The sequence below is a fragment of the Saccharibacillus sacchari genome, from assembly GCF_037722395.1.
Lineage (GTDB): Bacteria > Bacillota > Bacilli > Paenibacillales > Paenibacillaceae > Saccharibacillus > Saccharibacillus sacchari_A.
In genome coordinates, this window is record NZ_JBBKAR010000033.1 from 721,619 (window position 1) to 743,686 (window position 22,068).

Here is a 22,068-nt window from a genome sequence, read left to right on the forward strand (position 1 = left end):
AAACAGGAACTTCTCAGAAAAACGGGCAAATCCCAATGAATCTCCCTTTTTTCACACATTAGGCAGGATTATCGCACCAAAACGTATAACTCTATTAAAAAGCAAGCGCCTCAGCCGATAATAAATCATAGCCGAAAGTGGGAGATTACCGATGGAACGCACTTTTTTGATGGTCAAACCCGATGGAGTACAACGTGGACTGGTTGGACGGATCGTCAGCCGATTTGAAGATAAAGGATTCAAGTTGGTTGCCGGGAAATTTATGCAAATCTCAGAAGAACAGGCCAAACGCCATTATGCCGAGCATGAAGGCAAGCCGTTTTTCGGAGAGTTGGTTGATTTCATTACGTCCGGTCCGGTATTCGCGATGGTGTGGGAAGGCGACGACGTGATCGCGCTGTCCCGGATCGTCATGGGCAAGACCAAAGTGACGGACGCGCTGCCTGGAACGATTCGCGGAGATTTTGCGGCACATACGCCGTTTAACCTGATTCACGGATCGGACGGACCGGAAAGCGCTGCTCGGGAGATCGCTAATTTCTTCACCGAAGCGGAACAGCTTGATTACGACAAGGCGGTGGCCAGATGGATCTAATCAGAGGAGCGGGGCGCGAGGAAGTATCGGCTCCGGGAAGCGACCCGGACTATAGCGGGTTTATCAAAAGCGTAAATGCAAGTACGGGAATTGACCTGTCTCAATACAAAGAAGCACAGATGAAGCGCCGTTTGACGACATTGCGCAGCAAGCACGGCTTCAATACGTTCGGGGCATTTTTTGAAGCGATGAAGAAAGACAAAAACCTGTTTTTCGAGTTCCTCGACCGGATGACGATCAACGTGTCCGAATTTTGGCGCAACCCGAACCGCTGGGAAGTGCTGCGCGATACGATTATTCCCGAGCTTCGCGCAGGTGGCAAAAAAGGGCTTAAAGTATGGAGCGCAGCTTGTTCCACAGGCGAAGAACCGTACACGCTCGCTATGATTCTGGACGGTCACGGCATTCTCGGCGATTCCAAGCTGAACGCCGCCGATCTGGACGAAGGCGCGTTGGCAAAAGCCAAACAGGGGCAATACCTTGAACGTTCTTTGAAAGACGTTCCTCCGAAGGTCGCCGAAAAGTACTTCAAAGCCGAAGGACTCATGTACAAAGTCGACGACAAGCTGAAACGCGCAGTCAATTTCCACAAGCTCAACCTGCTGACGGACAAATTCGACGACGGGTACGATCTGATCGTTTGCCGCAACGTCATGATCTATTTCACGGAAGAAGCAAAGTCTGCGTTGTACCACAAGTTCGCGTCCAGCTTGCGCAAAGGCGGCGTGTTGTTCGTGGGCAGCACCGAGCAGATTTTTTCGCCGGGGCAATACGGACTTGAGCCTTGCGATACCTTCTTCTACAAAAAAATCTAAGGAATATCTTTGAAAAAAATGTTCCTACGTGCATCGACCGTATCGAACCAAGAGCTACTGTCGAACGCGGTCAATGCACTCAAGCCGTCGCATTCTGCTTCTAAGCAGAGTCGGCGGCTTTTTGTCGTTCAAAAAGAACAGCTGACGCAAAATGTGAAGGTGGCTTGGACAAGTAGCAGGCAGGTGGTATAATGGGCAAAGACATTTACGGATTTTAGCCGTTTACAGTTTAAAAGTTTAAAGGGGGAACGCATCATGAGTTTACGTTACTTGACCGCAGGGGAGACCCACGGACCGCAGTTGACCGCGATCGTAGAGGGGATGCCGAGCAATCTGCGTATCGATTTTGAAGCTTTGAACTTCCAACTGCTGCGCAGACAAAAAGGATACGGCCGCGGCCGGCGCATGCAGATCGAACGGGATACGGCAGATATCGCAGGCGGCGTTCGCCATGGGCAAACGACTGGCGCGCCGATCGCGCTGATCGTAGTCAATAACGACTGGAAACACTGGACCAAAATCATGAACATCGAGCCGATCGAAGGCACGGACGAAGAGAAGCGCCGCGTACATCGCCCGCGCCCCGGCCATGCCGACCTTAACGGCGGATTGAAATACGATCTCAAGGATCTTCGCAACGTACTGGAACGCTCCAGTGCCCGCGAGACGGCTGTTCGCGTCGCGGTCGGCGCTCTTGCCCGCCAGCTCCTTGAAGCGTTCGGTATTCGGATCGGCGGCCAGGTGCTGCGGATTGGCGAGATCGAAGCTCCGGTTAACAACCTGCCTTTGGATGAGCTGATCGAACGTACGGAAGCTTCTTCGGTGCGCGTCGTGGACGAAGAAACCGAGAAGAAGATGGAAGCCTATATCGATCTGATTAAAAAAGAAGGCGACTCCGTAGGCGGTGTGGTGCAATGTATCGTCGAAGGTCTGCCTGTCGGTCTCGGTAGCCATGTGCAGTACGATCGCAAGCTTGACGGACGTATCGCGCAAGCGGTTATGTCGATCAATGCGTTCAAAGGCGTCGAGATCGGTATCGGCTTTGAAGCGGGTCAGCTTCGCGGATCGCAGGTTCACGACGAAATTCTGTACAGCGAAGAAACAGGATACACGCGTGCTTCGAACCGTCTCGGCGGATTCGAAGGCGGTATGACCAACGGTATGCCGATCGTCGTGCGCGGGGTGATGAAGCCGATTCCTACCCTGTACAAGCCGCTGCGCAGCGTAGACATCGATACTCGCGAACCGTTCAACGCCCAAGTGGAACGTTCCGATGCTTGTGCTGTTCCGGCAGCAAGCGTCGTATTGGAGAGCGTTGTCGCTTGGGAAGTGGCCAAAGCGTTCCTGGAGAAATTCGGCGGCGACTCCATGGAGGAAATCAAAGCCAACTACGACAACTATAAGCGTCAACTGGAGAGCTACTGATATGGGTACGGCGACGACAACGCTAACGGTAGAATTGGGCGAACGTTCGTATCCGATCGTGATCGGCGGCGGATTGCTGGATCGTGCGGCGCAGTATCTGCGCGAAGCGGGTGTGCCGGACAAAAGCCCGCTGATGATCGTGACTGACGATAACGTAGCTCCTCTTTATCTGGAAAAACTGGAATCCGCACTGACAAACGGCGGGTATCGTGTAGTGAGTGCAGTGGTTCCGGCAGGTGAGGCAACCAAGTCGCTAGCCGTCTACAACGATCTGGTTACGCAGGCGATCGAAGCCGGATTGGACCGTTCTTCGGCCGTTCTGGCGCTCGGAGGTGGCGTAGTCGGTGACTTGGCCGGCTATGTCGCAGGCACGTATATGCGCGGCATACGCTTTATTCAGGTGCCGACGACCATTTTGGCGCATGACAGCAGCGTAGGCGGCAAGGTGGCGGTTAACCATCCTCTTGCCAAAAACATGATCGGCGTTTTCCATCAGCCGGAGCTGGTGCTTTATGACGTCGATACGCTGTCCACTTTGCCGATCCGCGAAGTGCGTGCAGGCTTGGCCGAGATGGTCAAGCACGGTCTGATTTGGGATCGGCAATTCGCCGAATGGTGCCATGACAACGCGCCGCGCCTGCTGGCACTCGATTCGGAAGCTTTGATTTACGGGTTGGAAAAAGGCTGCGCGATCAAAGCGCAGGTCGTGTCGCGGGACGAGCGGGAAAACGACCTTCGGGCGATCCTGAATCTCGGGCATACGCTGGGGCACGCGATCGAAGCCGTGGCGGGATACGGACGTTTCCTGCATGGCGAAGCGATCGCGGTCGGCATGGCCGCCGCAGCGTTGTTGGGCGAAGAACGCGGCGGTGAAACCGGCCTGTACGGCGAGACGATGTTGATGTTGCGTGCGCTTGAACTTCCCGTTACGTTGCCGGATGACATGGATACCGAAGCGCTCATGTCCGCCATGCAGCGCGACAAGAAGTTCAGGGAAGGCAAAATGGTGTATATCGTGCCGTCCGAGATTGGCCGCGTGGAAATCGCGGACGACGTGGAAGCGGATGCCGTCCGGGACATCATCGAACGGTTGAAAGAAAAGGAGGAATTATCGTGATCTACAATCGAGGCATTCGCGGAGCGACGACCGTCGAACATAACGATCGGGACGAAATTTACGCCGCGACCGAAGCATTGGTTGCGGAGATGATCGAGCGCAACGCTATTGATCCGGAGACAGTCAGCAATGTCTGGATCACCGTCACGCACGACCTGGATGCCGCTTTTCCGGCGGTGGCCGTGCGTAAACGCGCAGGCTGGGATTTCGTTCCCCTTATGTGCGCTTTGGAAGTTCCTGTCGAAGGGAGCTTGCCGCGCTGCATTCGTCTGATGATCCAGGTGAACACGGAGAAGAGCCAGCGCGAAATTCGGCATGTGTATCAACAGGGAGCCACCGTGCTGCGTCCGGATCTGGCCGGTCAAAAGTAAAGGTTTAAAATCGGATCAGGCAGGCACGCTTGCTATCCGTTTGAGGATCGGGTATAGTAGGGAATAACATGAAGGATTCACATGACCGCGCCGAAGACAGGAGTGTTTTTGGGCGGGAATGGAGAATCGTGAGGTCCACAGGGACCGATGCGGCATAGGCCGCAAGACAGAGCAGAGTCAGGCTGAGCAGAGTTAGCGTATAGGGAAGGGATTCGAAGGCCAGGGGGCCACGGATTTTTTTGAGCTATACATCAACGAATGCGATCCGTCGAAGTCCGAACCCGGTATGCCGCCAACAGGCAGTTGCTTGGTTCGAACCGAAGACCTCTGCTGCGAAGCGGGGGTCTTTTTTATAACCTCTTCGCGGTGAGGAAATCGGCATTTCGAGGAAGCCACTAGTTGCTCAAGCTCAATCCAACTTAAAGGAGAGAACCTGATATGCAACCATCCTCGCAGATTTACACAACCAACTCGATCCATCCCATGTTCAGCGTCCAGGACGCACTGGCATTGGTTTCCGAAGGAATTTCGCTGAGTCGTGAACAAGCAAGAGCCGCAATGGAAGGCATTATGACCGGAGCCGCAACGCCCGCACAGATCGGCGGGTTCCTGCTGGCCTTGCGCATGAAAGGCGAAACGGTCGAAGAAATTACCGGATTTGCCGAAACGATGAGAAGCTTTGCAGGAACAGTCGGAACTGCGCGTGAGCATCTGCTGGATACGTGCGGCACGGGCGGCTCCGGTATTCATAAATTCAATATCTCAACGGCATCGGCGTTGATCGCGGCATCGGCTTCCGTCCGCGTCGCCAAACATGGCAATCGCTCCGCAAGCGGACGCGCGGGTAGCGCGGACGTGCTGGAAGCGCTCGGCGTCAATATCGGAATCAACGGCACTCAAGCCGCCGAATGCTTGGAACGGATCGGTATCTGCTTCTTGTTCGCCCAGACCTATCATCCTTCGATGAAATACGCGGCTGCTCCTCGGCGGGAGTTGGGCGTACGCACCGTGTTCAACCTGCTCGGCCCGCTGACCAATCCGGCAGGCGCCGATCGACAGCTGCTTGGCTTGTACGACGCGAACCGAACCGAGCAGATCGCATCCGTACTCGGCAACCTTGGGGCAAAACGCGCGATGGTCGTTGCCGGACTGGACGGATTGGATGAGATCAGCGTGTCCGGCCCGACTCGGGTATCGGAATTGAAAAACGGGGTCGTGCACACTTACGAGATCACGCCCGAAGAATTGGGACTTGAACGTCACCCGCTTGAGAGCATTCTCGGCGGCGATGCTGCGGATAACGCACGTATCGTGCGAGGCGTATTGTCGGGTGAACGCGGCGCGCGGCGTGACATTGTACTCGCAAATGCCGGAGCCTGCATCTATACAGCCGGAGCCGCGCAAGACTTAGCGGAAGGCGTACGCAAGGCAGCAGACATCGTGGACTCGGGCCAGGCCCTTAGCAAACTTGAACAGCTGATCCAGACAACGGAGGAATGCGGATATGTATCTTGATCGAATTGTAGAGACGAAAAAAAATGAAGTAAAACGTTTGAAAGAAACGTTGAATATCGCGGAGGCCAAGCAGCGTATCGCCGACATGCCGCCTACTCGCGGGTTCGAAGCTGCGCTGCGCAGTCCGAAACGAACCGGGATGGCACTGATCGCCGAAGTGAAAAAGGCTTCTCCGTCCAAAGGGTTGATTCGCGAAGACTTCAATCCGGTCGAACTCGCTCAAGCCTACGAAGCTGCCGGTGCGGACTGCTTGTCCGTACTGACCGATGTCGATTATTTCCAGGGGAATGCCGAATATTTGACGCAAATTCGCGAAGCCGTCAAGCTGCCGTTGCTCCGCAAAGATTTCGTGATCGACGAATTGCAGATTTACGAAGCACGTCTGATCGGAGCCGATGCGGTACTGCTGATTGCGGCGATTCTACCGACAGAGCGTTTGCGCGAATTAAAAGCAACCGCCGAATCGATCGGGTTGGACACGCTGATCGAAGTGCATAACGCCGAGGAATTGGAACGGGTGTTGGAAGTGACGGATCGCGGACTGATCGGCGTGAACAACCGCAATCTGCATACGTTCGAGACGAGTTTAACCGTAACCGCTGATCTGTCGACTTCTATTCCCGCGCAAGCGCTGCTTATTAGCGAAAGCGCGATTCGCACAGCCGAAGATATCGCCTATGTGGGTTCCAACGGTGCTAAAGGCGTGCTGATCGGCGAGACGTTTATGCGGCGGCCTGATATCGGCGAAGCCGTGACCGAAGTGATGGGAACTGTGTGTTCACAGATCGATACGGGAGCCGCGCGATGACCCATCAAGAAACTACGCGTCCCCATATCAAAATCTGCGGCATACGAACACCGGAAGCGTTGAAAAAAGCGGCCGAATTGCAGGTCGATTACATCGGCTTGGTATTTGCACCGAGTAGGCGACAGGTCAATACGCAGCAAGCGGCTGAACTTATTCAACAGCTGGATGACGGGTATGGATCGTTTGACGCACAAGTCACTGCAACGTCTCGTCCTCGCGTCGCGGGGGTGTTCGTCAATCCGACTCTGGAGGAACTTCAGCAAGTCTTATCGAACGCTGGCCTAGATGTAATCCAGTTACATGGACAAGAAAGCCCGCAGCTGTGCAAACAAGTTCGCGACCGATTCGGCATTCCCGTATTCAAAGCTGTGCCTATCGGCGGAGACGATCGCGAAAAGAGCCATGTTGAACGAGCGGAACGTATCGCTACCGACTACGCAGGCACGGTCGATGTGCTGCTTATCGATACCCATGACCCGCTGTACGGAGGCGGTTCGGGCCGGACATTCAATTGGGAGATCATTCCTCTGTATCGAAGCGCCGCGCAGCGAAATGGGTTACAATTATTCGTAGCTGGCGGATTGGCGCCGGAAAATGTTCATCAGTTGATCGCAGACTACGCACCGGACGGCATCGATGTTTCCAGCGGTGTCGAGACGGACGGACATAAAGACCTTGAGAAAATGACTACATTCGTGGAGAGGGCGGTTTTATCATGATTCAGCAAGTACCGGATGCAAAAGGACGTTATGGTGATTTTGGAGGACGTTTCGTACCCGAGACGTTGATGAACGCTTTGATCGAACTCGAACAGTCCTACTTGAAATACTCGGCCGATGAAGACTTTAACGCCGAACTGAACGATCTGCTGAAGCAATATTCGGGACGCGAGACGCCGCTGTATTACGCCAAGCGTCTGACGGAACATTTCGGCGGCGCGAAGATTTATCTCAAACGGGAAGACCTGAACCACACCGGCGCGCATAAGATCAACAATGCACTGGGACAAGGACTGCTTGCCGTACGCATGGGGAAAAAGAAAGTCATTGCCGAAACGGGCGCAGGCCAGCACGGCGTAGCAACAGCGACCGTAGCGGCGCTGTTCGGCTTGGAATGCAAAGTGTTCATGGGAGAGGAGGACATGCAGCGTCAACAGCTGAACGTTTTCCGTATGCGTTTGCTCGGCGCGGAAGTTGTGCCTGTCGTATCGGGAACGAAAACGCTGAAAGACGCAGGCAACGAAGCGCTGCGTTACTGGGTCAGCCATGTGAGCGATACCTTTTACATTCTGGGTTCGGCGGTCGGCCCGCATCCGTACCCGCTGATCGTGCGTAACTTCCAACGCGTCATCGGAGACGAAACCCGGCGCCAAATTCTCGAAATCGAAGGACGTCTCCCCGATACCATTGTGGCGGCAGTTGGCGGAGGCAGCAACGCGATCGGGATGTTCTATCCGTTCGTTCGCGACCAGGAGGTCAAATTCGTCGGGGTCGAAGCAGCCGGAAAAGGCATCGATACGCCGCTGCATGCCGCTACGATGACGCTGGGTACGAAAGGCGTATTCCAGGGTTCGATGAGTTATCTGCTGCAAGACGATTACGGTCAGGTTCAGCCTGCGCATTCGATCTCGGCGGGACTCGATTATCCGGGTGTAGGACCGGAGCACTCTTACTTAAAAGATACCGGGCGCGCGAAATACGTACCGATCACCGACGACGAAGCGTTGGACGCGCTGAAGCTGCTTTGCCGGACCGAAGGAATCATTCCGGCGCTGGAATCGGCCCATGCACTGGCGCAAGCCGGGAAAATCGCGCCGGAGCTCGGCCAAGACAAACTGTTGATCGTTTGTTTGTCCGGTCGCGGTGACAAGGACGTCGAATCGATCATGGCTTACGAAAATGAAGGAGGAAACGCACAATGAACATCCAATCGAATGCCGTACGTCGGATCATGAGGCATCCAGCGGCCGAAGGAGGGCTGTCGACAGGCGCGGCAAGCGCTTCGTTCGCAGCGCCGGGCGATGTGCGTCCCAACCGGATCGATGAAACGTTCCGTCGTATCGGCGAGCAGGGCGGCACGGCGCTTATTCCTTTTCTCACCGTAGGCGATCCCGACATTGAGACCACGCTTGAAATCATTGAGCGTCTGGAAGACGCGGGAGCGGATATTTTGGAGTTAGGCGTTCCCTACTCCGATCCGCTTGCGGACGGACCGGTCATTCAGCGGGCATCGTCCCGTGCGTTGCAGCAGTTGATTACCGTGCGCACCTGTCTGGATATCGCCAAAAAGTCGAGAGAGCGCGGCGTGAATATGCCGTTCGTGCTGTTCACTTACTACAATCCCGTGCTGCAAATGGGACTGGACGAATTTTTCGACCAGGCTTCCGCGCACGGCATTAGCGGCCTAATCATTCCCGACGTGCCTTACGAAGAATCGGGCGAACTGCTGGAACGGGCGGATCAAGCCGGAATCGCGCTGATTCCGCTTGTCGCGCCGACGTCCAGCGAGCGTATTGAGCGTATCCTGAACAATGGCCGCGGCTTTGTGTATTGCGTATCGTCGCTTGGCGTTACCGGGGAGCGGGCTTCGTTCCATGAAGGCGTGGATGCTTTTATCCGCGACGTGAAATCCCGCACGGAACTGCCGGTTGCGGTCGGGTTCGGCATCTCCAGCCGGGAGCAGGTCGAGCGGTTTTCGGAGCTGTGTGACGGTGTCGTGGTAGGTAGCGCGATCGTTCGCACGATCGAATCGCTGATCCCTGATCTGATGAATGCAGACAAGCGCGAAGATGCACTCTTGCAAATTCGCAAATTTGTGGCAGAATTAAAGGTATAATTGCGTAAGTCGAAATCAAGGAACGAAGCGAAAAACCAGGCGTGTAGCCGGCCTGCTTTTCGCGGACCTTCCTTGTTTCGGCCTAAGCATATACTTTTTGCGTCTGTTCGCAGCCCGACACTGTCGCACTGCAACACGCCAAATCAGGAAAGTAGGGGAATATCCATGCAGCCTAAAGCACACATTGTGAACCTTCCGGTCTATCAGCCCGGTAAGCCGATCGAAGAAGTTCAAAAAGAATACGGACTCAGCGAAGTCGTGAAATTGGCTTCCAATGAAAATCCTTACGGATTTTCCCCTCGTGTCAAAGCCGCGATCGAAGAAGAATTGACTAAATTTAATTTGTATCCGGACGGTGGCGCGGTCGAATTGACTGCGGCGGTAGCCGAGCATCTGTCCGTTAACTCCGACCAGATTATTTTTGGTTGCGGGTCGGATGAAGTCATTGCCCTGATTGCTCGCGCGTTCCTCTCGGAAGGCGACGAGAATATTATGGCGGATGCGACTTTTTCCGTATATAAAAGCAATGCCGATATCGAGAAAGCAACGAGTATCGAAGTTCCGCTGCAAGAAGGCAAACACGATCTCGACGCCATGCTGGCTGCCGTGACGGACCGGACCAAGATCGTATGGATCTGCAACCCGAACAATCCGACCGGCACCATCGTCAGCAAAAACGAATTGAAAAGCTTCCTGGATCGCCTGCCTTCTTCCGTAATGGTCGTGCTGGACGAAGCTTATTTCGAATACGTGACCGACAGCGAATACCCGGACGGTACGGAGTTGCTGGCGGATTACGCCAACGTGGTCGTGCTGCGTACGTTCTCCAAAATCTACGGTCTTGCCGCCCTGCGGATCGGTTACGGCGTGGGGCAAGCTTCCGTGATCCGTTCGATCAATCAGGTACGCGAGCCGTTCAATACGACGCGTATCGCTCAAGCAGCAGCAAAAGCAGCTTTGGCGGATCAGGAATTCGTGCAATCTTGCTGTGAAAAAAATGCCGAAGGAATCAAGTTCCTGCAAAGCGAATTCGATCGTCTGGGACTCGTTCATTTCCCGGCAAACGGCAACTTCATCATGGTCGATACGAAGCAGTCGGCTGTGGAGCTGTTCCAACTGATGCTGCAAAAAGGGGTAATCGCGCGTGCGGGGTTCAAGCTTTATCCGACGTATCTGCGGGTGACTGTAGGTTCTCCGAGAGAGAACGAGATTTTCATCCGGACGTTCGAAGAAGCATTGAACGGACAGGAAGCGACCGTCTAATAGATTGACCAACCTTACATTTAACTGGGTCATGGTACTGGGACGTTTTCCTGCAAGAACCTTAACGAAGCGAGGCTGACCTCTATGAAAATTGCTGTGATCGGCGTCGGACTGATCGGCGGCTCGCTGGCCTTGTGCTTCCGCGGGAAGCCGGACGTCCAGCTCGTCGGATTTTCCCACCGGCAGGATCTGGCCGATCTGAGCGTGGAGCGCGGAGTCGTGGACTCCGCGACCCTGTCGTTGGAAGAAGCGGTACAAGATGCCGACTTTATTTTTCTGTCTACGCCTGTCGGATTGTTGGAGAAGTATTTGGAACAAATCCATGCTTTGCCGCTGAAAAAAGGCTGTATCGTTACGGATGTGGGCAGCACCAAAGCTTCGATCGCCGCGCGGGCGAGAGAGCTGGACTGGGGCGACGCCTGCTTTATCGGCGGGCATCCGATGGCTGGCTCGGAACGCTCGGGCGTTCAGGCGGCGACTTCGCTGCTGTTCGAAAACGCGTATTACGTGCTGACGCCGGAGCCGGATACCGATCCGGCAGCGACCGAAGCGTTGACGAAGCTGCTGGCGTTGACCCGGGCCAAAGTCATCTGCATGGAACCGGGACAGCATGACGAGATCGTCGGGGCTATCAGCCATCTGCCGCATATTATTGCCGTAGCTTTGGTGAATCAGATTAGCGGATACCATGAAAGCAATCCGTTGTATCGGACGCTTGCTGCCGGAGGTTTCCGCGACATTACCCGGATCGCGTCCAGCGACCCTGTCGTGTGGCGCGACATTTTACTGAACAACCGCTTCAATCTTTTAAAGCTTCTACGCGACTGGAATCAACAGGTCGAAGGTTTTATCGATCAGTTGGAACGGGAAGACGGCGAAGGCATCTCGGCGCGGTTTCAGGATGCCGGCGATTTCCGCAACGAATTGCCGGAACGCCGCAAAGGCGTCATTGCCAAAACCTACGATCTTTATCTCGACGTACCCGACCATCCGGGCATTATCGGCCGGATCACGACCGAGCTTGGCTCGCGCGGCATCAACTTGAGCAACTTGCAGATTATCGAGAGTCGCGAGGATGTGCCGGGGCTGATGCGGCTTTCGTTCCGGGACGAGACGAATATGAACCGGGGCAAAGAAGCGTTGGAGGGGTTGGAGTTCGACGTGTATGTCTGATTGATAAATTCCTATTCGCAAAAGAAGCGCGTACGCTGCAAGCAAAATTCGTTTCGGTCGCGTGTTGAACTCGGGAAGCTTGATTGGATTTAATAAAGGAAGCTTCCCAAGTTCAAAGGCGAACACTTCGTTCCTGCACTGAATTTTGCTTGCCGCTAAACGCTTCGTTTGAATAGCAATTTTAAAAGCCATTTCCGTCGTTGCGTAGTGACGGAAATGGCTTATTAATTTTTTTGAACAAAAAAGGAAAAGAAAGCGTTGACATTTTGGAAGCGTATACATATAATGAACGTACAGTATGGTTTCTCTCCACTCCTATAACTATTAGTGTACTTCGAAATGGTGCACGGGCCGCTCACAGTGAGCGGTCTTTTTTTTGCGGGAAAATAGATCAGGATACCCTTGCGGCGAGGCGGTCGTGGGTGGTGGCTTGTTAAAGTTAATATGGAGTGAAATTAAGAACGACGAGCATTGGGAATCGAAATAAGTAGCGACGGATGGCCGGTGCCGATCCGCCGCTTTTTGTTTTGATCGACAAAAGAGGTATACTGAAGGGATAGGAACCAAGCAAAGGACGGGGACGACATGATTTGGGTGACAGGGGATGTGCATGGGGCGGACAGGATCGGCGAGCGGCTGAATACCCGGAATTTTCCGCAGCAGAAACAAATGACCAAGGAAGATTTTGTGATCGTGGCGGGCGACTTCGGGTTAATCTGGAACCTGGACGCCGCAGATCGGTTCTGGTTGAAATGGCTGCATAAGACCAAGCCGTTCACAACACTTTTTATCGACGGGAATCACGAGAATTTCGATCTGCTCTCTACTTTTCCCGAAGAAGAATGGAACGGGGGCAAGGTGCGACGGATCAATGACAGCGTGCTGCATCTGATGCGCGGACACGTTTTTGAACTGGAGGGGAAGCGGATTTTCACTTTCGGCGGCGCGGCTTCGCATGATCGGGAGCATCGCAAGGAAGGCGTGTCCTGGTGGGCCGAAGAGATGCCGTCTGAAGCAGAGTATGCGGAGGGACTGCGTAATCTGGAGGGTTGCAATTGGGAGGTCGATGTCGTTCTGACGCATACGTGTTCATATTCGGCCTTACAGTGGATTTCCGCAGAACTCGCGACAGAAGTGAAGCCGGATGCTATGCATGAGTATTTTCAAAACATTCAGCAACGCCTGTCCTTCAAGCGGTGGCTGTTCGGTCATTACCATGCGGATATGAAGCTCCCTGAAGCGCAGCGGCTGATCTATCGCGATCTGGTTCGCATTTAAACGGACTTATCCTTCATTTCGACTTGAACTACAGGCACGTGCATAGGATACTGTAGGATAAGGAATCATAAAAGGACTTGGAAGCCTTGAACCAAAGTAAGCTGCAAAGGAGCCGGAAAATGACGAATTGGGCAGAAATTGCAAGAACGAAAAACGTGCATGCGGTACGAACCGCTGCCGGAGAACTGGATGTCAACGAGCGCGATTCCAGGGGACGGACCCCGTTGATGCTGTTTATGACGTATAAACTGCCGACGGAGGCCGTAGAGATCTTGCTGGAAAAAGGAGCCGAGATCGAAGTTACGGATAAGATGGGCGAGACGGCGCTGCTCAAAGCGATCAAGTTCCAGCAAGAAGGCGCGGTTAAGCTGCTGCTGAAATACGGGGCCCAGATCGACTCCCCGCGCGGCATTCGGGCTACTCCGTGGAATGCCGCGGCTTCCCGTGGGGATCGTGCCGTAGCGGATTTGTTGATGGAGACGCGCGGGGCGATCAGACTTACCTTGAACGCCGAAGAACAGCAAAAGCTGGATGCGCTTCTGTATGAAGAAGATCGCGAAAAGGCGTTGGAAGCTGTTCGTACGCTGGACTCCGCGGTTTTGCTGCATGCTTTTGTGAACGGATATAATTGGGATGACGGTCCTGAGCTGATGTTTGCGGCAATGGAAAGCCCGGCTTGCGCCGAGATCACGCTGCTGGATATGTATGATCTGGCCGACGGCGATTACTGGTTGGAACTGCGAAAAGAAGAGTATGCCGACGACGAGGAGAGAGCGGCTTTTCGTAAACTGGCGGAAGATCTGCGTTCCAGGCTTCAAGCTTCCATGTCGGAGATGGATCGTTGAGCAGCGGAAGCGACCCTTTCATCTGGAGCAAAGCCGTGGAGCGTGGACGGACACGCGGGTATGAATGTATGCGGCCGAAGCCGGGCGTTCCTGAAAGCCAAGAGTTTGTCCAGTATGCGATGCGTAAAAAAGACGGGCGCTACCAAGCTTATTTTTTTGCCGTCGATCCGCAAGAAGTGCATATCGCCGAAGACTGCGCGGAAGAAGAGCTGCTGATCTTCGACGGCTTCGACCAAGCGCTTCGCTATCTGTGCTCGCGCGGAGCCGATCCGGCGCAGTTTGCTCCTTTTAAAGGCCAAAAGCCGTTTTGAACACAAAGGAGGCATCCTGATGCGTATCGTAAAACTTGACCCGGACCCTCTGGATGCGGTACCTTATCTGTCGGCGGCAACGGGAGGCGGAACCGAACGTATCGGGCTGCCTATACATAGTGGAAAAGTGGAAGGTCTTCCTGCCGAATGCGATGCTTTGATCGTAACTTCGGACTTGCAGGGTACCTGTAAAGCAGGGGAAGAAGGCGACTGCGGAGATCGTTTGCTTGGTGAGGAGTTGGCCGAACACCTTGCTTTGCTGCTGGAATTGGAGTTTCCGAGTATAGACCCGCAGCGGGTGCTTGTCCTGCTCTGCGGGGATTTGTATGCCGACCCAAGCGTTCGCGGATCAAGCGGTGACCCGTTTCCAGTCTGGCAAGCCTTTAACAACCGGTTCGGCAGCGTGGCGGGCGTCGCAGGGAATCACGATCTGTTTTCACCGGGTGGGCTGGGAGAACTCGCGCAAGTCTTATTTTTCGAATATCCCGGCGTACAACAAGTAGCAGGTGTGCGGATCGCGGGCATAGGAGGCATCATAGGCCGCAGAGGGCGACCGAATCGAATGCCGGAAGAACTGTTTTTACGTGAGTTGAAAAAGTTGCTGGCGCGCAAACCTGATATTTTGCTGCTGCATCAAGGGCCGGATGTGCCGACACTCGGGCTGCATGGTCACCCGGGAATCAGCGGCCAGTTGGAGGCGTTCGCTTCGAACATGCTGGTGTGCTGCGGACATGTGCACTGGGAGCAGCCGCTGGCTGAGATCGGACAGGTGCAGGTGCTCAATGCGGACGGCCGAGCGTTTATTTTCACACAGGTTTGAACAAAAAGGCATGACCGGAATATGCAGCTATCATGGAGGGTTGATCTTGAATAAGGAACAAGCCGTTGAACGGTTAAACATGCACGCTTTCGTACATGACGATCTCGAACACGAGAAAGTGGAACATGGATTTCTCGGCATGTTACGTCCCTATAGAGGTAAGCTGATCGAAAAGAATTTTCATGAAGTCATGGAGATTCTGGACGTGTTGAGCGACGAGTTGGAAAAAGAACAGCTCGACCGCGCGATCGTGTCGTGTTTTTGGAGTCTTTGCCAGTATGCAAGGGCGTGGGCGGTTGAGCCGAACGGCATGCTGCGCAGAAACGAGCTGATCGCCGATGAAGCTTTGCAGCAAATGTCTGACTGGGTCGAATTGCTGTCTTATGCGGTCGCCACATTGCTCGAAGGCGGCGGGCGCGAAGAAGCGTTCTGGGGATACAAGGAGTATTTGAGCGAGCAGGAGCGCATCCGTAAGCAAAAGTAATTCCGAACGGGGGACGCCGAATCATGCTAATTACGAAAACCAAAGAAATCGGTACTCGCACGTTTTCGCTAAAATGCGAAGAAAGCTTGGAACTGCAAGGACAGTTTCTGCTGAATTTGTTTCAGACTACCGAGGCGGATGCCGGTTTGCTTGAAGACGGCATGAAAATCCAGGTAGGCTGGAGCATTTTGTTCGTGCATGAGATCGGCGCAGGCCAGGTGCAAATTCTGGCTCCCGATTATGCGACCGATCCTTTTTCGCGCACGACCGATGATTTGTCTGCGACGTTATCCGTGCAACTGGCCCAAAACTAGGTATTGAAGCAGAGCGGAACGACGGGAGAAACGTGTTTGTTCCAGGATACGCTGATCGCGTCGGAAAAAGCATGGAGTGCGGAGCGGGTTTATCTGGAGCGGACCGACCATCGTCAGGACGGACGTTCCGGTTGGTACCTCGGACCGGCGGAAGGACAAGTCGAGCAGGAAGAGCTGCGGTTGTATTATATTTTTCAATTATTCAATCTGCGTCCGGGCGTACTGAAAGTACTGGCACTGCCGAAAGGCTGCGTTGCGGTTCTGGATGGCGACGAGGTCGAAGCCGTATTGGATACGGAAGATCGCAATATTTGGAGAGCGCAGATCTAAGAAAAAAGCGATATGTTGGCGGGAAACGGGTAAGAAGATTAAATAAAGAGAAAAAAATCGCCAATTGCTGCAACTTTATCTTGGCTCTGTCCGTCTATGAGTCGACGACCCGGATTTTCTGTGGAAAACGGGGATGATGATAAAAAGGGCTGTAGATTTTTTGCGGCGAGCGAGGGAGGGGCGCGTTTTCGATGGAAGATTCCGAGCTGATTCGGGAAATTAAAGCAGGGAATGTCGAACTTTACTCGGTTCTCATGCGGCGCTATCAGCGCAAAATCCTGGCATTTACGTACTATATGTTGAAGAGCGCGGGCCTTGGCCATCTTGCCGAAGACGTGAGTTCCGAAACTTTTTATAAAGCGTTTAAAAGTCTTCAATCTTTTCGCGAAGTGGAAGCTTCTTTCTCGACCTGGTTGTACACGATTGCAAGAAACACGGCGCTCAGCGAGCTTCGCAGGCACCGGGCGACCAACGTTCCGCTGGAGGACGGCGAGTTGGTGACCGATTCGTCGACGGATGCGGCACCCGAGCAGGCATTGCTTCGCAACGAGCAGGTTGGGATGGTTCGCTCGGCGATCGACAATTTGCCGGAGAAACAACGCGCGGCGTTGATCTTGCGCGAATACGATCAGATGGACTATCAAGAGATCGCGCGTATTTTGGGGCAAAGTATCAGCTCCGTCAAGTCCTTGCTGTTCCGCGCGCGGCTCAGTATCAAGAATCAGTTGGAACCCTATTATTACGGCCCGGTCTACGACGAGGAGATCTACAAGGGGATGAGACCGAATGAAGGGTAGAGAGGATGGCGGACGCCGGGCGGACATGCGCTGGAATCCGCATGAGCAGCGCCCGGACGAGAAGAAGGGCGGACCGCTTCGGCCGGAAGATCGGCAAAGCGATACGTTTGATCCCGATGATTTCCCTGATCTGGACGAGTTGCTGCAAGAAGCCTCTCTTGATTTACCCGAGATGGACGCCGAACGGATGAACCGCGGCGTCATGGATCGGATTTATGAGGAATCTCCGTGGCTGCTTCCGGGAGAAGCGAAAACGTATGCTTCGCAACACCGATTCCGAAGCCGGGCGGCCGTATGGATTGCTGCACTGCTTGCCGTTTTTCTTGTCAGCTTTATTTACCTTGCTGGCTGGGGCGTTCCCGACCGTGAACGAAGCGCGGCTCAGGAAGTGCCGGCCGGCGTAATCGTTCAGCCGTTGACGGTGCAGGCGGGTATCTCTGAATCGTCCGACACGGAATCGGACGAACAAGTGCCGGGACGCGGGATCATTGAGCCTCTGGTCGCTCAAATCGGGCCGACACACCCGCAATATTGGATGTTCCTGTCACTGACGGGCATGGGACTTGCACTGCTGTCGCTTACGCGAATTGCCGCGATGAGAAAGTAAGGCAGGCTTATTTTACCAAAACGTATAAGTTGTAAAAGATTGGAGCGACGTTGATGCGTATCGGCTTGATTAGACACGGACTGACCGACTGGAATGCAGCAGGACGAATTCAGGGGCAAAGCGATATTCCGCTTAACGACGAAGGTCGCGCCCAGGCTTCGCGATTGGCCGAGCGGTTAACGGAAGAGTCTTACAAGTGGGATTTTGCAATTTCCAGCGGATTGCTGCGAGCGCAGGAGACGGCTGAGATTATTGCTGCCCGATTGGATTTGCCGTTGCTGGAAGCTGATATACGTCTGACCGAACGCGGATTCGGACCGCTTGAAGGGATGCAAATCTCCGAACTGATCGAGCAGTACGGAGCGGATTGGAGCACGCAAGACAACGGCCAGGAGCAGCTTCAGGCACTTGGCGAGCGCGCGCTGGCATTCATGGTTGATCTTGAAGTGAAATACCCGGATCAAAATATTTTGGTCGTCACGCACGGGGGTCTGTTGGCTCAACTTTACGCCACGCTTTATGCAGATCGTCAGATTGAGCGGATTGGCAATTTGTCTTTGACTGTGCTTGAAAAGAACGGCGAGCTGTGGGAGCCATTGGTCTATAACTGTACAAAGCATCTATCCGTAGAGCAAACGGGCAAGCTTCACCGCTAACGGTCGGATTTAAAGCAAATTCAGAGCTTTTCGACGGCATAACGCCGTTGAAAGGCTTTTTTTGCTGTTCAGGAACGCTTACAGGTTAAATAAAATTACCGTTTTTTTCCGTTTTATGTTGCACGGGCGAAAGTTTTGGTTAAAAACATAGAAAGGAGTTGGCTTCTTTGCTTCTTCGATCTCTTAAAGTTGCGAAAAAATGAGGGCGCTCACAACAAAACGATGAACAATTGCCGGTGAAGATATGAAAACTCGGGAGGTGCGTCCTTTGGACAAGATGAAAGCAGCTTACGAAGTGATGTTGGGTCTGGCCGCCGAGATGGTATGGGATGAATCATTGCGCAGACGGCGCTGCGAAATGCTGCAGCAGGATATCGACGCAGCTCTAGCCAATGGAGACGAACTTGCCTTCTTGGCTCTAACGAGCGAATTGAAAAGGATTGAACGTGACAGTGTATCGATAGAATCCTCGCGCTTGCCAACTTGAAGATACGAACTGTAAAATAAAAACGGGTTCATAAAAAGCCTGACCGCCAACGCGGTCAGGCTTTTTATGAAGAGAAAGCCCGCTAAAGGCTACCGGGCGCATTTTCAATTTTATTCGGGGGGAACAACATGTCGTTATCATTTTTGTGGAGCCGCGCTCTTTTGACCGATCGCCGGATTCTCTGGTTGCTTTTTATTAGCAATCTGGTCGGAACGGTCTATGGTTATTATTGGTACGGAGGCCAATTGGTCAATGTTTGGAGCACGCAGCCGGCTTGGCAAATCGTTTTTGTGCCGGATAGTCCGACCGGAAGTTTATTCTTCACGCTGGCGGTTCTTGGCCTGCTTTTTCCTCCAGCTTCCCGGTTGATGCGCGGCGTCGTTCATTTGATTGAAGCTTTGGCGATCGTGACATCCGTCAAATACGGAGTTTGGGCGATTTCCATTATTTTTTGGGATGCTGCGCTGGGCAACCCGATTGAGCCGCTCAGTTGGATGCTGATCGCTTCGCATGGCATTATGGCTATAGAAGCTCTTGTTTATGTTCGTTTCTTCAGCTTGGGGACTTTATGGCTGATTCCGGCTGCGATTTGGACGTTTACCAACGATACGGTCGATTATACATATGGCATTTTCCCGTATTTATCGTTGCAGCATCTGGCAATCCTCGATCAGGTGCGTAACTTTACGTTCGGATTAACGGCCGCAAGCGTCCTGGCTGGATGGTTAGCTATTCGCGGCAGCGGGCGTGGCGCCAGATCGACAAACAGGCCGGCTGATATGCGTTAGGCTACATATCAACCATTGTCTTCAAAATCCCTTTGCGATAACATAGGAAAGAGTGCAGCCCGTTGGATTAGAGTAGCGAGTTCGAAAACGAACCGCATATTACATCGCAGAAGGAGGCGAATACCGGCATGGAAAAGAGCCTGGCCGAGATGCAGCGCGAGGTAGACCTTTATATCTCGCAGTTTAAGGAAGGGTATTTCAGTCCGTTGTCGATGCTCGCCCGGATGACGGAAGAGGTCGGCGAGCTTGCAAGGGAAGTCAACCACAGCTTTGGAGAGAAGCCGAAAAAAGCTGGGGAAGACGACAATTCGATCGAATTGGAACTCGGCGATATTTTGTTTATCACGCTGTGTTTTGCCAATTCGCTCAATATTGATTTGACTGAGGCCCATGACCGGGTCATGCATAAATTCAACACGCGCGACAAAGACCGCTGGACACCAATCGACAAGGATCAGCAGCAGGAGGAGGAGCAACAATGAGCGAGAAAATCAGAGTAGCGGTTACCGGAGCCAGCGGGCGTATGGGACGCGAGGTTGTGAAAATGGTGCTGGAAGACGCGTTGTTGGAATTGGTCGCAGCCGTTGACCGTTCGGGTGCAGGTCAGGATGCGGGCGAGATTGCAGGCTTGAAACCTTGCGGCGTTATCGCGGTTGCGGATCTTGAGCAAGCGTTGTCGGCAACCAAACCGGACGTGTTGGTGGATTTCACGGTTCCGTCCGTCGTTTACGGAAACACGGTTACCGCGATCCGGCACGGCGTTCGTCCGGTCGTGGGCGCGACAGGGTTTACCCCGCAGCAGATTGAAGAGTTGGACGGGCTGTGCCGGGAAGCGAACATCGGAGGGCTGATCGCGCCAAACTTCTCGATCGGTGCGATTTTGATGATGCAATTTGCCGCGAAGGCCGCCGAATATCTGCCGCACGTCGAAATTATTGAAACGCACGGCGATCAGAAATTGGACGCACCTTCCGGTACCGCGATCAAAACAGCCGAGCTGATCGCCCAAGGACGCGAAAAAATCAAACAAGGCAACCCGAACGAAGAAGAAATTTTGCCGGGAGCACGAGGCGGCGAATACGACGGTTTCCGTATTCACAGCTTGCGTTTGCCGGGTGTCTTTGCCCAACAGGAAGTCGTGTTCGGCGGATACGGCCAAAGCCTGAAAATCCGCCATGATTCGTACGAGCGGGCGGGCTATATGCCGGGCGTCAATATCGGGGTCAAAAAAGTGATGGAATATACGGGAATGGTCTACGGGTTCGAGCATCTAATGTAGTTTTTTAACCAACATAGTCGGAAAGAGGGATCTCGATGAAGATCGCGTTTATCGCGCATGACCGCAAAAAAGACGAGATGGTCAATTTCGTTACCGCTTACGAGCAGGCTTTTGTAGACTGCCAGCTGTATTCCACAGGAACCACCGGGCAGCGTATTATGGAAGTAACGGGCCTTAATATTCATCGTTTCATGTCCGGACCGCTTGGCGGAGACCAACAGATCGGGGCACTCGTCGCGGAAAACGAACTGGATCTGATCATTTTCCTGCGCGACCCGTTGATGGCGCAGCCGCACGAGCCGGATATTACCGCTTTGCTGCGGATTTGCGATGTGCAGGGAATCCCGGTAGCCACGAATGTGGCGACTGCCGAAATTCTCGTCAAGGCTTTGATGCGCGGCGATTTCGCCTGGCGGGAGCTGGTACATAAGTACAAGCCGGGAATCGAGAGCAATGACTGAGCCGCTTGATATTCTCGTTTTTGGCGCTCATGCCGACGATGCCGAGATCGGTATGGCCGGCACGATCGTCAAGCATACGCGCGCGGGCTACCGTGTCGGCATCTGCGACCTCACGTATGCGGAGATGTCTTCCAACGGTACGGTAGAGCTGCGCAAACAAGAAGCCGAGTCGGCCTCCGCCGTGCTCGGCCTCTCCATGCGCAGCAATCTCGGCTTACCGGATCGAGGACTGTTCCGCACGGACGAGCATATTCGCCGGATCGTAGCCGAAATCCGCAAATGGGCGCCGCGCCTCGTATTTGCCCCTTACTGGGAAGATCGGCATCCCGACCATATCGCGTGCAGCGAATTGGTGGAGGAAGCGGTATTCAATGCCAAGCTGCGGCGCTATATGCCCGAGGTGCCTCCGGTAACGGTAAGCCAGACGTATTTTTATTTTATCAATGATCTCGGACGCGCCGACCTTACGGTTGACGTGACCGATTTTTATGCCGAAAAAGAAGCTTCGCTACGCTGTTACGCGTCGCAGTTCACAGGACCGGCGCAAAGTTCGGATGCCGTGGCTACCCCGCTGACTGCGCAGTATGTGCAGCGGGTTCAAGCGCGCGATTCGCTGCTGGGCCAAAAAAGCGGCATCGGCTACGCAGAGGGCTTCGCATCCCGGCTGCCGCACACGGTTCATCTTTTTTAAAGC

At 53.8% G+C, this 22,068-nt stretch carries 28 protein-coding genes; all 28 read left to right on the top strand.

Annotated elements, in window-relative coordinates:
* Positions 1-151: 151 nt before the first annotated feature.
* The 28 genes from ndk to bshB1 all read left to right on the top strand — a co-directional run bounded on the left by ndk (position 152) and on the right by bshB1 (position 22,065).
* A complete protein-coding gene (gene ndk / locus WKI47_RS12065) occupies positions 152-595 on the top strand; it encodes a nucleoside-diphosphate kinase (protein ID WP_340227365.1) in 444 nt (147 codons plus the stop codon).
* Positions 586-1,410, top strand: a complete 825-nt coding sequence (locus WKI47_RS12070) for a protein-glutamate O-methyltransferase CheR (RefSeq protein ID WP_340227366.1) — start codon at positions 586-588, stop codon at positions 1,408-1,410. Before ndk ends, WKI47_RS12070 begins: the two co-directional genes overlap by 10 nt.
* 255 nt (positions 1,411-1,665) lie before the next feature.
* Entirely contained in the window at positions 1,666-2,835 is a 1,170-nt protein-coding gene (gene aroC / locus WKI47_RS12075) for a chorismate synthase (protein WP_340227367.1), read from the top strand.
* A 1-nt stretch (position 2,836) separates the two neighbouring features.
* Positions 2,837-3,952: a 3-dehydroquinate synthase gene (aroB, locus tag WKI47_RS12080; protein ID WP_340227368.1), complete on the top strand. Its 1,116-nt coding sequence runs from the start codon at positions 2,837-2,839 to the stop codon at positions 3,950-3,952.
* Positions 3,952-4,323, top strand: coding sequence for a chorismate mutase (aroH, locus tag WKI47_RS12085; protein WP_340227522.1), 372 nt, complete (start codon positions 3,952-3,954; stop codon positions 4,321-4,323). The genes aroB and aroH overlap by 1 nt, the downstream gene beginning before the upstream one ends.
* 483 nt (positions 4,324-4,806) lie before the next feature.
* The gene (trpD, locus tag WKI47_RS12090; RefSeq protein WP_340227523.1) at positions 4,807-5,838 is read left to right on the top strand and encodes an anthranilate phosphoribosyltransferase; all 1,032 of its coding nucleotides are present in this window, start codon (positions 4,807-4,809) and stop codon (positions 5,836-5,838) included.
* The gene (gene trpC / locus WKI47_RS12095) at positions 5,828-6,646 is read left to right on the top strand and encodes an indole-3-glycerol phosphate synthase TrpC (protein WP_340227369.1); all 819 of its coding nucleotides are present in this window, start codon (positions 5,828-5,830) and stop codon (positions 6,644-6,646) included. The genes trpD and trpC overlap by 11 nt, the downstream gene beginning before the upstream one ends.
* A complete protein-coding gene (locus tag WKI47_RS12100) occupies positions 6,643-7,365 on the top strand; it encodes a phosphoribosylanthranilate isomerase (RefSeq protein WP_340227370.1) in 723 nt (240 codons plus the stop codon). Before trpC ends, WKI47_RS12100 begins: the two co-directional genes overlap by 4 nt.
* Positions 7,365-8,567: a tryptophan synthase subunit beta gene (gene trpB, locus WKI47_RS12105; RefSeq protein WP_340227524.1), complete on the top strand. Its 1,203-nt coding sequence runs from the start codon at positions 7,365-7,367 to the stop codon at positions 8,565-8,567. Before WKI47_RS12100 ends, trpB begins: the two co-directional genes overlap by 1 nt.
* A complete protein-coding gene (gene trpA / locus WKI47_RS12110) occupies positions 8,564-9,481 on the top strand; it encodes a tryptophan synthase subunit alpha (protein WP_340227371.1) in 918 nt (305 codons plus the stop codon). The genes trpB and trpA overlap by 4 nt, the downstream gene beginning before the upstream one ends.
* A 165-nt stretch (positions 9,482-9,646) precedes the next feature.
* A complete protein-coding gene (gene hisC, locus WKI47_RS12115) occupies positions 9,647-10,744 on the top strand; it encodes a histidinol-phosphate transaminase (protein WP_340227372.1) in 1,098 nt (365 codons plus the stop codon).
* A gap of 84 nt (positions 10,745-10,828) precedes the next feature.
* Positions 10,829-11,917, top strand: coding sequence for a prephenate dehydrogenase (locus WKI47_RS12120; RefSeq protein WP_340227373.1), 1,089 nt, complete (start codon positions 10,829-10,831; stop codon positions 11,915-11,917).
* Positions 11,918-12,502: 585 nt separating this feature from the next.
* Entirely contained in the window at positions 12,503-13,195 is a 693-nt protein-coding gene (locus WKI47_RS12125) for a metallophosphoesterase (protein WP_340227374.1), read from the top strand.
* Between the two features lie 119 nt (positions 13,196-13,314).
* A complete protein-coding gene (locus tag WKI47_RS12130) occupies positions 13,315-14,040 on the top strand; it encodes a DUF4274 domain-containing protein (RefSeq protein WP_340227375.1) in 726 nt (241 codons plus the stop codon).
* Complete coding sequence (locus WKI47_RS12135; RefSeq protein ID WP_340227376.1) at positions 14,037-14,351, top strand: hypothetical protein; 315 nt, start codon at positions 14,037-14,039, stop codon at positions 14,349-14,351. Before WKI47_RS12130 ends, WKI47_RS12135 begins: the two co-directional genes overlap by 4 nt.
* A 19-nt stretch (positions 14,352-14,370) precedes the next feature.
* Entirely contained in the window at positions 14,371-15,171 is an 801-nt protein-coding gene (locus tag WKI47_RS12140) for a metallophosphoesterase (protein ID WP_340227377.1), read from the top strand.
* Positions 15,172-15,217: 46 nt separating this feature from the next.
* Positions 15,218-15,655 carry a hypothetical protein gene (locus WKI47_RS12145; RefSeq protein ID WP_340227378.1) on the top strand — a complete coding sequence of 146 codons (438 nt, stop codon included), beginning with the start codon at positions 15,218-15,220 and terminating at the stop codon, positions 15,653-15,655.
* Positions 15,656-15,678: 23 nt separating this feature from the next.
* Positions 15,679-15,969 (top strand): hypothetical protein, encoded by a 291-nt coding sequence (locus WKI47_RS12150; protein WP_340227379.1) that lies wholly within the window; start codon positions 15,679-15,681, stop codon positions 15,967-15,969.
* Between the two features lie 3 nt (positions 15,970-15,972).
* Positions 15,973-16,299 carry an immunity protein Imm33 domain-containing protein gene (locus WKI47_RS12155; protein WP_425355455.1) on the top strand — a complete coding sequence of 109 codons (327 nt, stop codon included), beginning with the start codon at positions 15,973-15,975 and terminating at the stop codon, positions 16,297-16,299.
* A 191-nt stretch (positions 16,300-16,490) separates the two neighbouring features.
* On the top strand, positions 16,491-17,096 hold the full coding sequence (locus WKI47_RS12160) for an RNA polymerase sigma factor (RefSeq protein ID WP_037289224.1): 606 nt from the start codon (positions 16,491-16,493) through the stop codon (positions 17,094-17,096).
* Positions 17,086-17,703, top strand: a complete 618-nt coding sequence (locus WKI47_RS12165) for a hypothetical protein (RefSeq protein WP_340227381.1) — start codon at positions 17,086-17,088, stop codon at positions 17,701-17,703. Before WKI47_RS12160 ends, WKI47_RS12165 begins: the two co-directional genes overlap by 11 nt.
* Positions 17,704-17,756: 53 nt before the next feature.
* Entirely contained in the window at positions 17,757-18,359 is a 603-nt protein-coding gene (locus WKI47_RS12170) for a histidine phosphatase family protein (RefSeq protein WP_340227382.1), read from the top strand.
* Between the two features lie 268 nt (positions 18,360-18,627).
* Entirely contained in the window at positions 18,628-18,846 is a 219-nt protein-coding gene (locus tag WKI47_RS12175; protein ID WP_340227383.1) for an IDEAL domain-containing protein, read from the top strand.
* Positions 18,847-18,974: 128 nt separating this feature from the next.
* On the top strand, positions 18,975-19,634 hold the full coding sequence (locus tag WKI47_RS12180) for a DUF1405 domain-containing protein (protein ID WP_340227384.1): 660 nt from the start codon (positions 18,975-18,977) through the stop codon (positions 19,632-19,634).
* A gap of 128 nt (positions 19,635-19,762) precedes the next feature.
* The gene (locus WKI47_RS12185) at positions 19,763-20,116 is read left to right on the top strand and encodes a nucleotide pyrophosphohydrolase (protein ID WP_340227385.1); all 354 of its coding nucleotides are present in this window, start codon (positions 19,763-19,765) and stop codon (positions 20,114-20,116) included.
* Entirely contained in the window at positions 20,113-20,913 is an 801-nt protein-coding gene (gene dapB, locus WKI47_RS12190; RefSeq protein WP_340227386.1) for a 4-hydroxy-tetrahydrodipicolinate reductase, read from the top strand. The genes WKI47_RS12185 and dapB overlap by 4 nt, the downstream gene beginning before the upstream one ends.
* 35 nt (positions 20,914-20,948) lie before the next feature.
* Positions 20,949-21,374: a methylglyoxal synthase gene (gene mgsA, locus WKI47_RS12195; protein WP_340227387.1), complete on the top strand. Its 426-nt coding sequence runs from the start codon at positions 20,949-20,951 to the stop codon at positions 21,372-21,374.
* On the top strand, positions 21,367-22,065 hold the full coding sequence (gene bshB1 / locus WKI47_RS12200) for a bacillithiol biosynthesis deacetylase BshB1 (RefSeq protein WP_340227388.1): 699 nt from the start codon (positions 21,367-21,369) through the stop codon (positions 22,063-22,065). Before mgsA ends, bshB1 begins: the two co-directional genes overlap by 8 nt.
* The last annotated feature ends 3 nt before the right edge of the window (positions 22,066-22,068 follow it).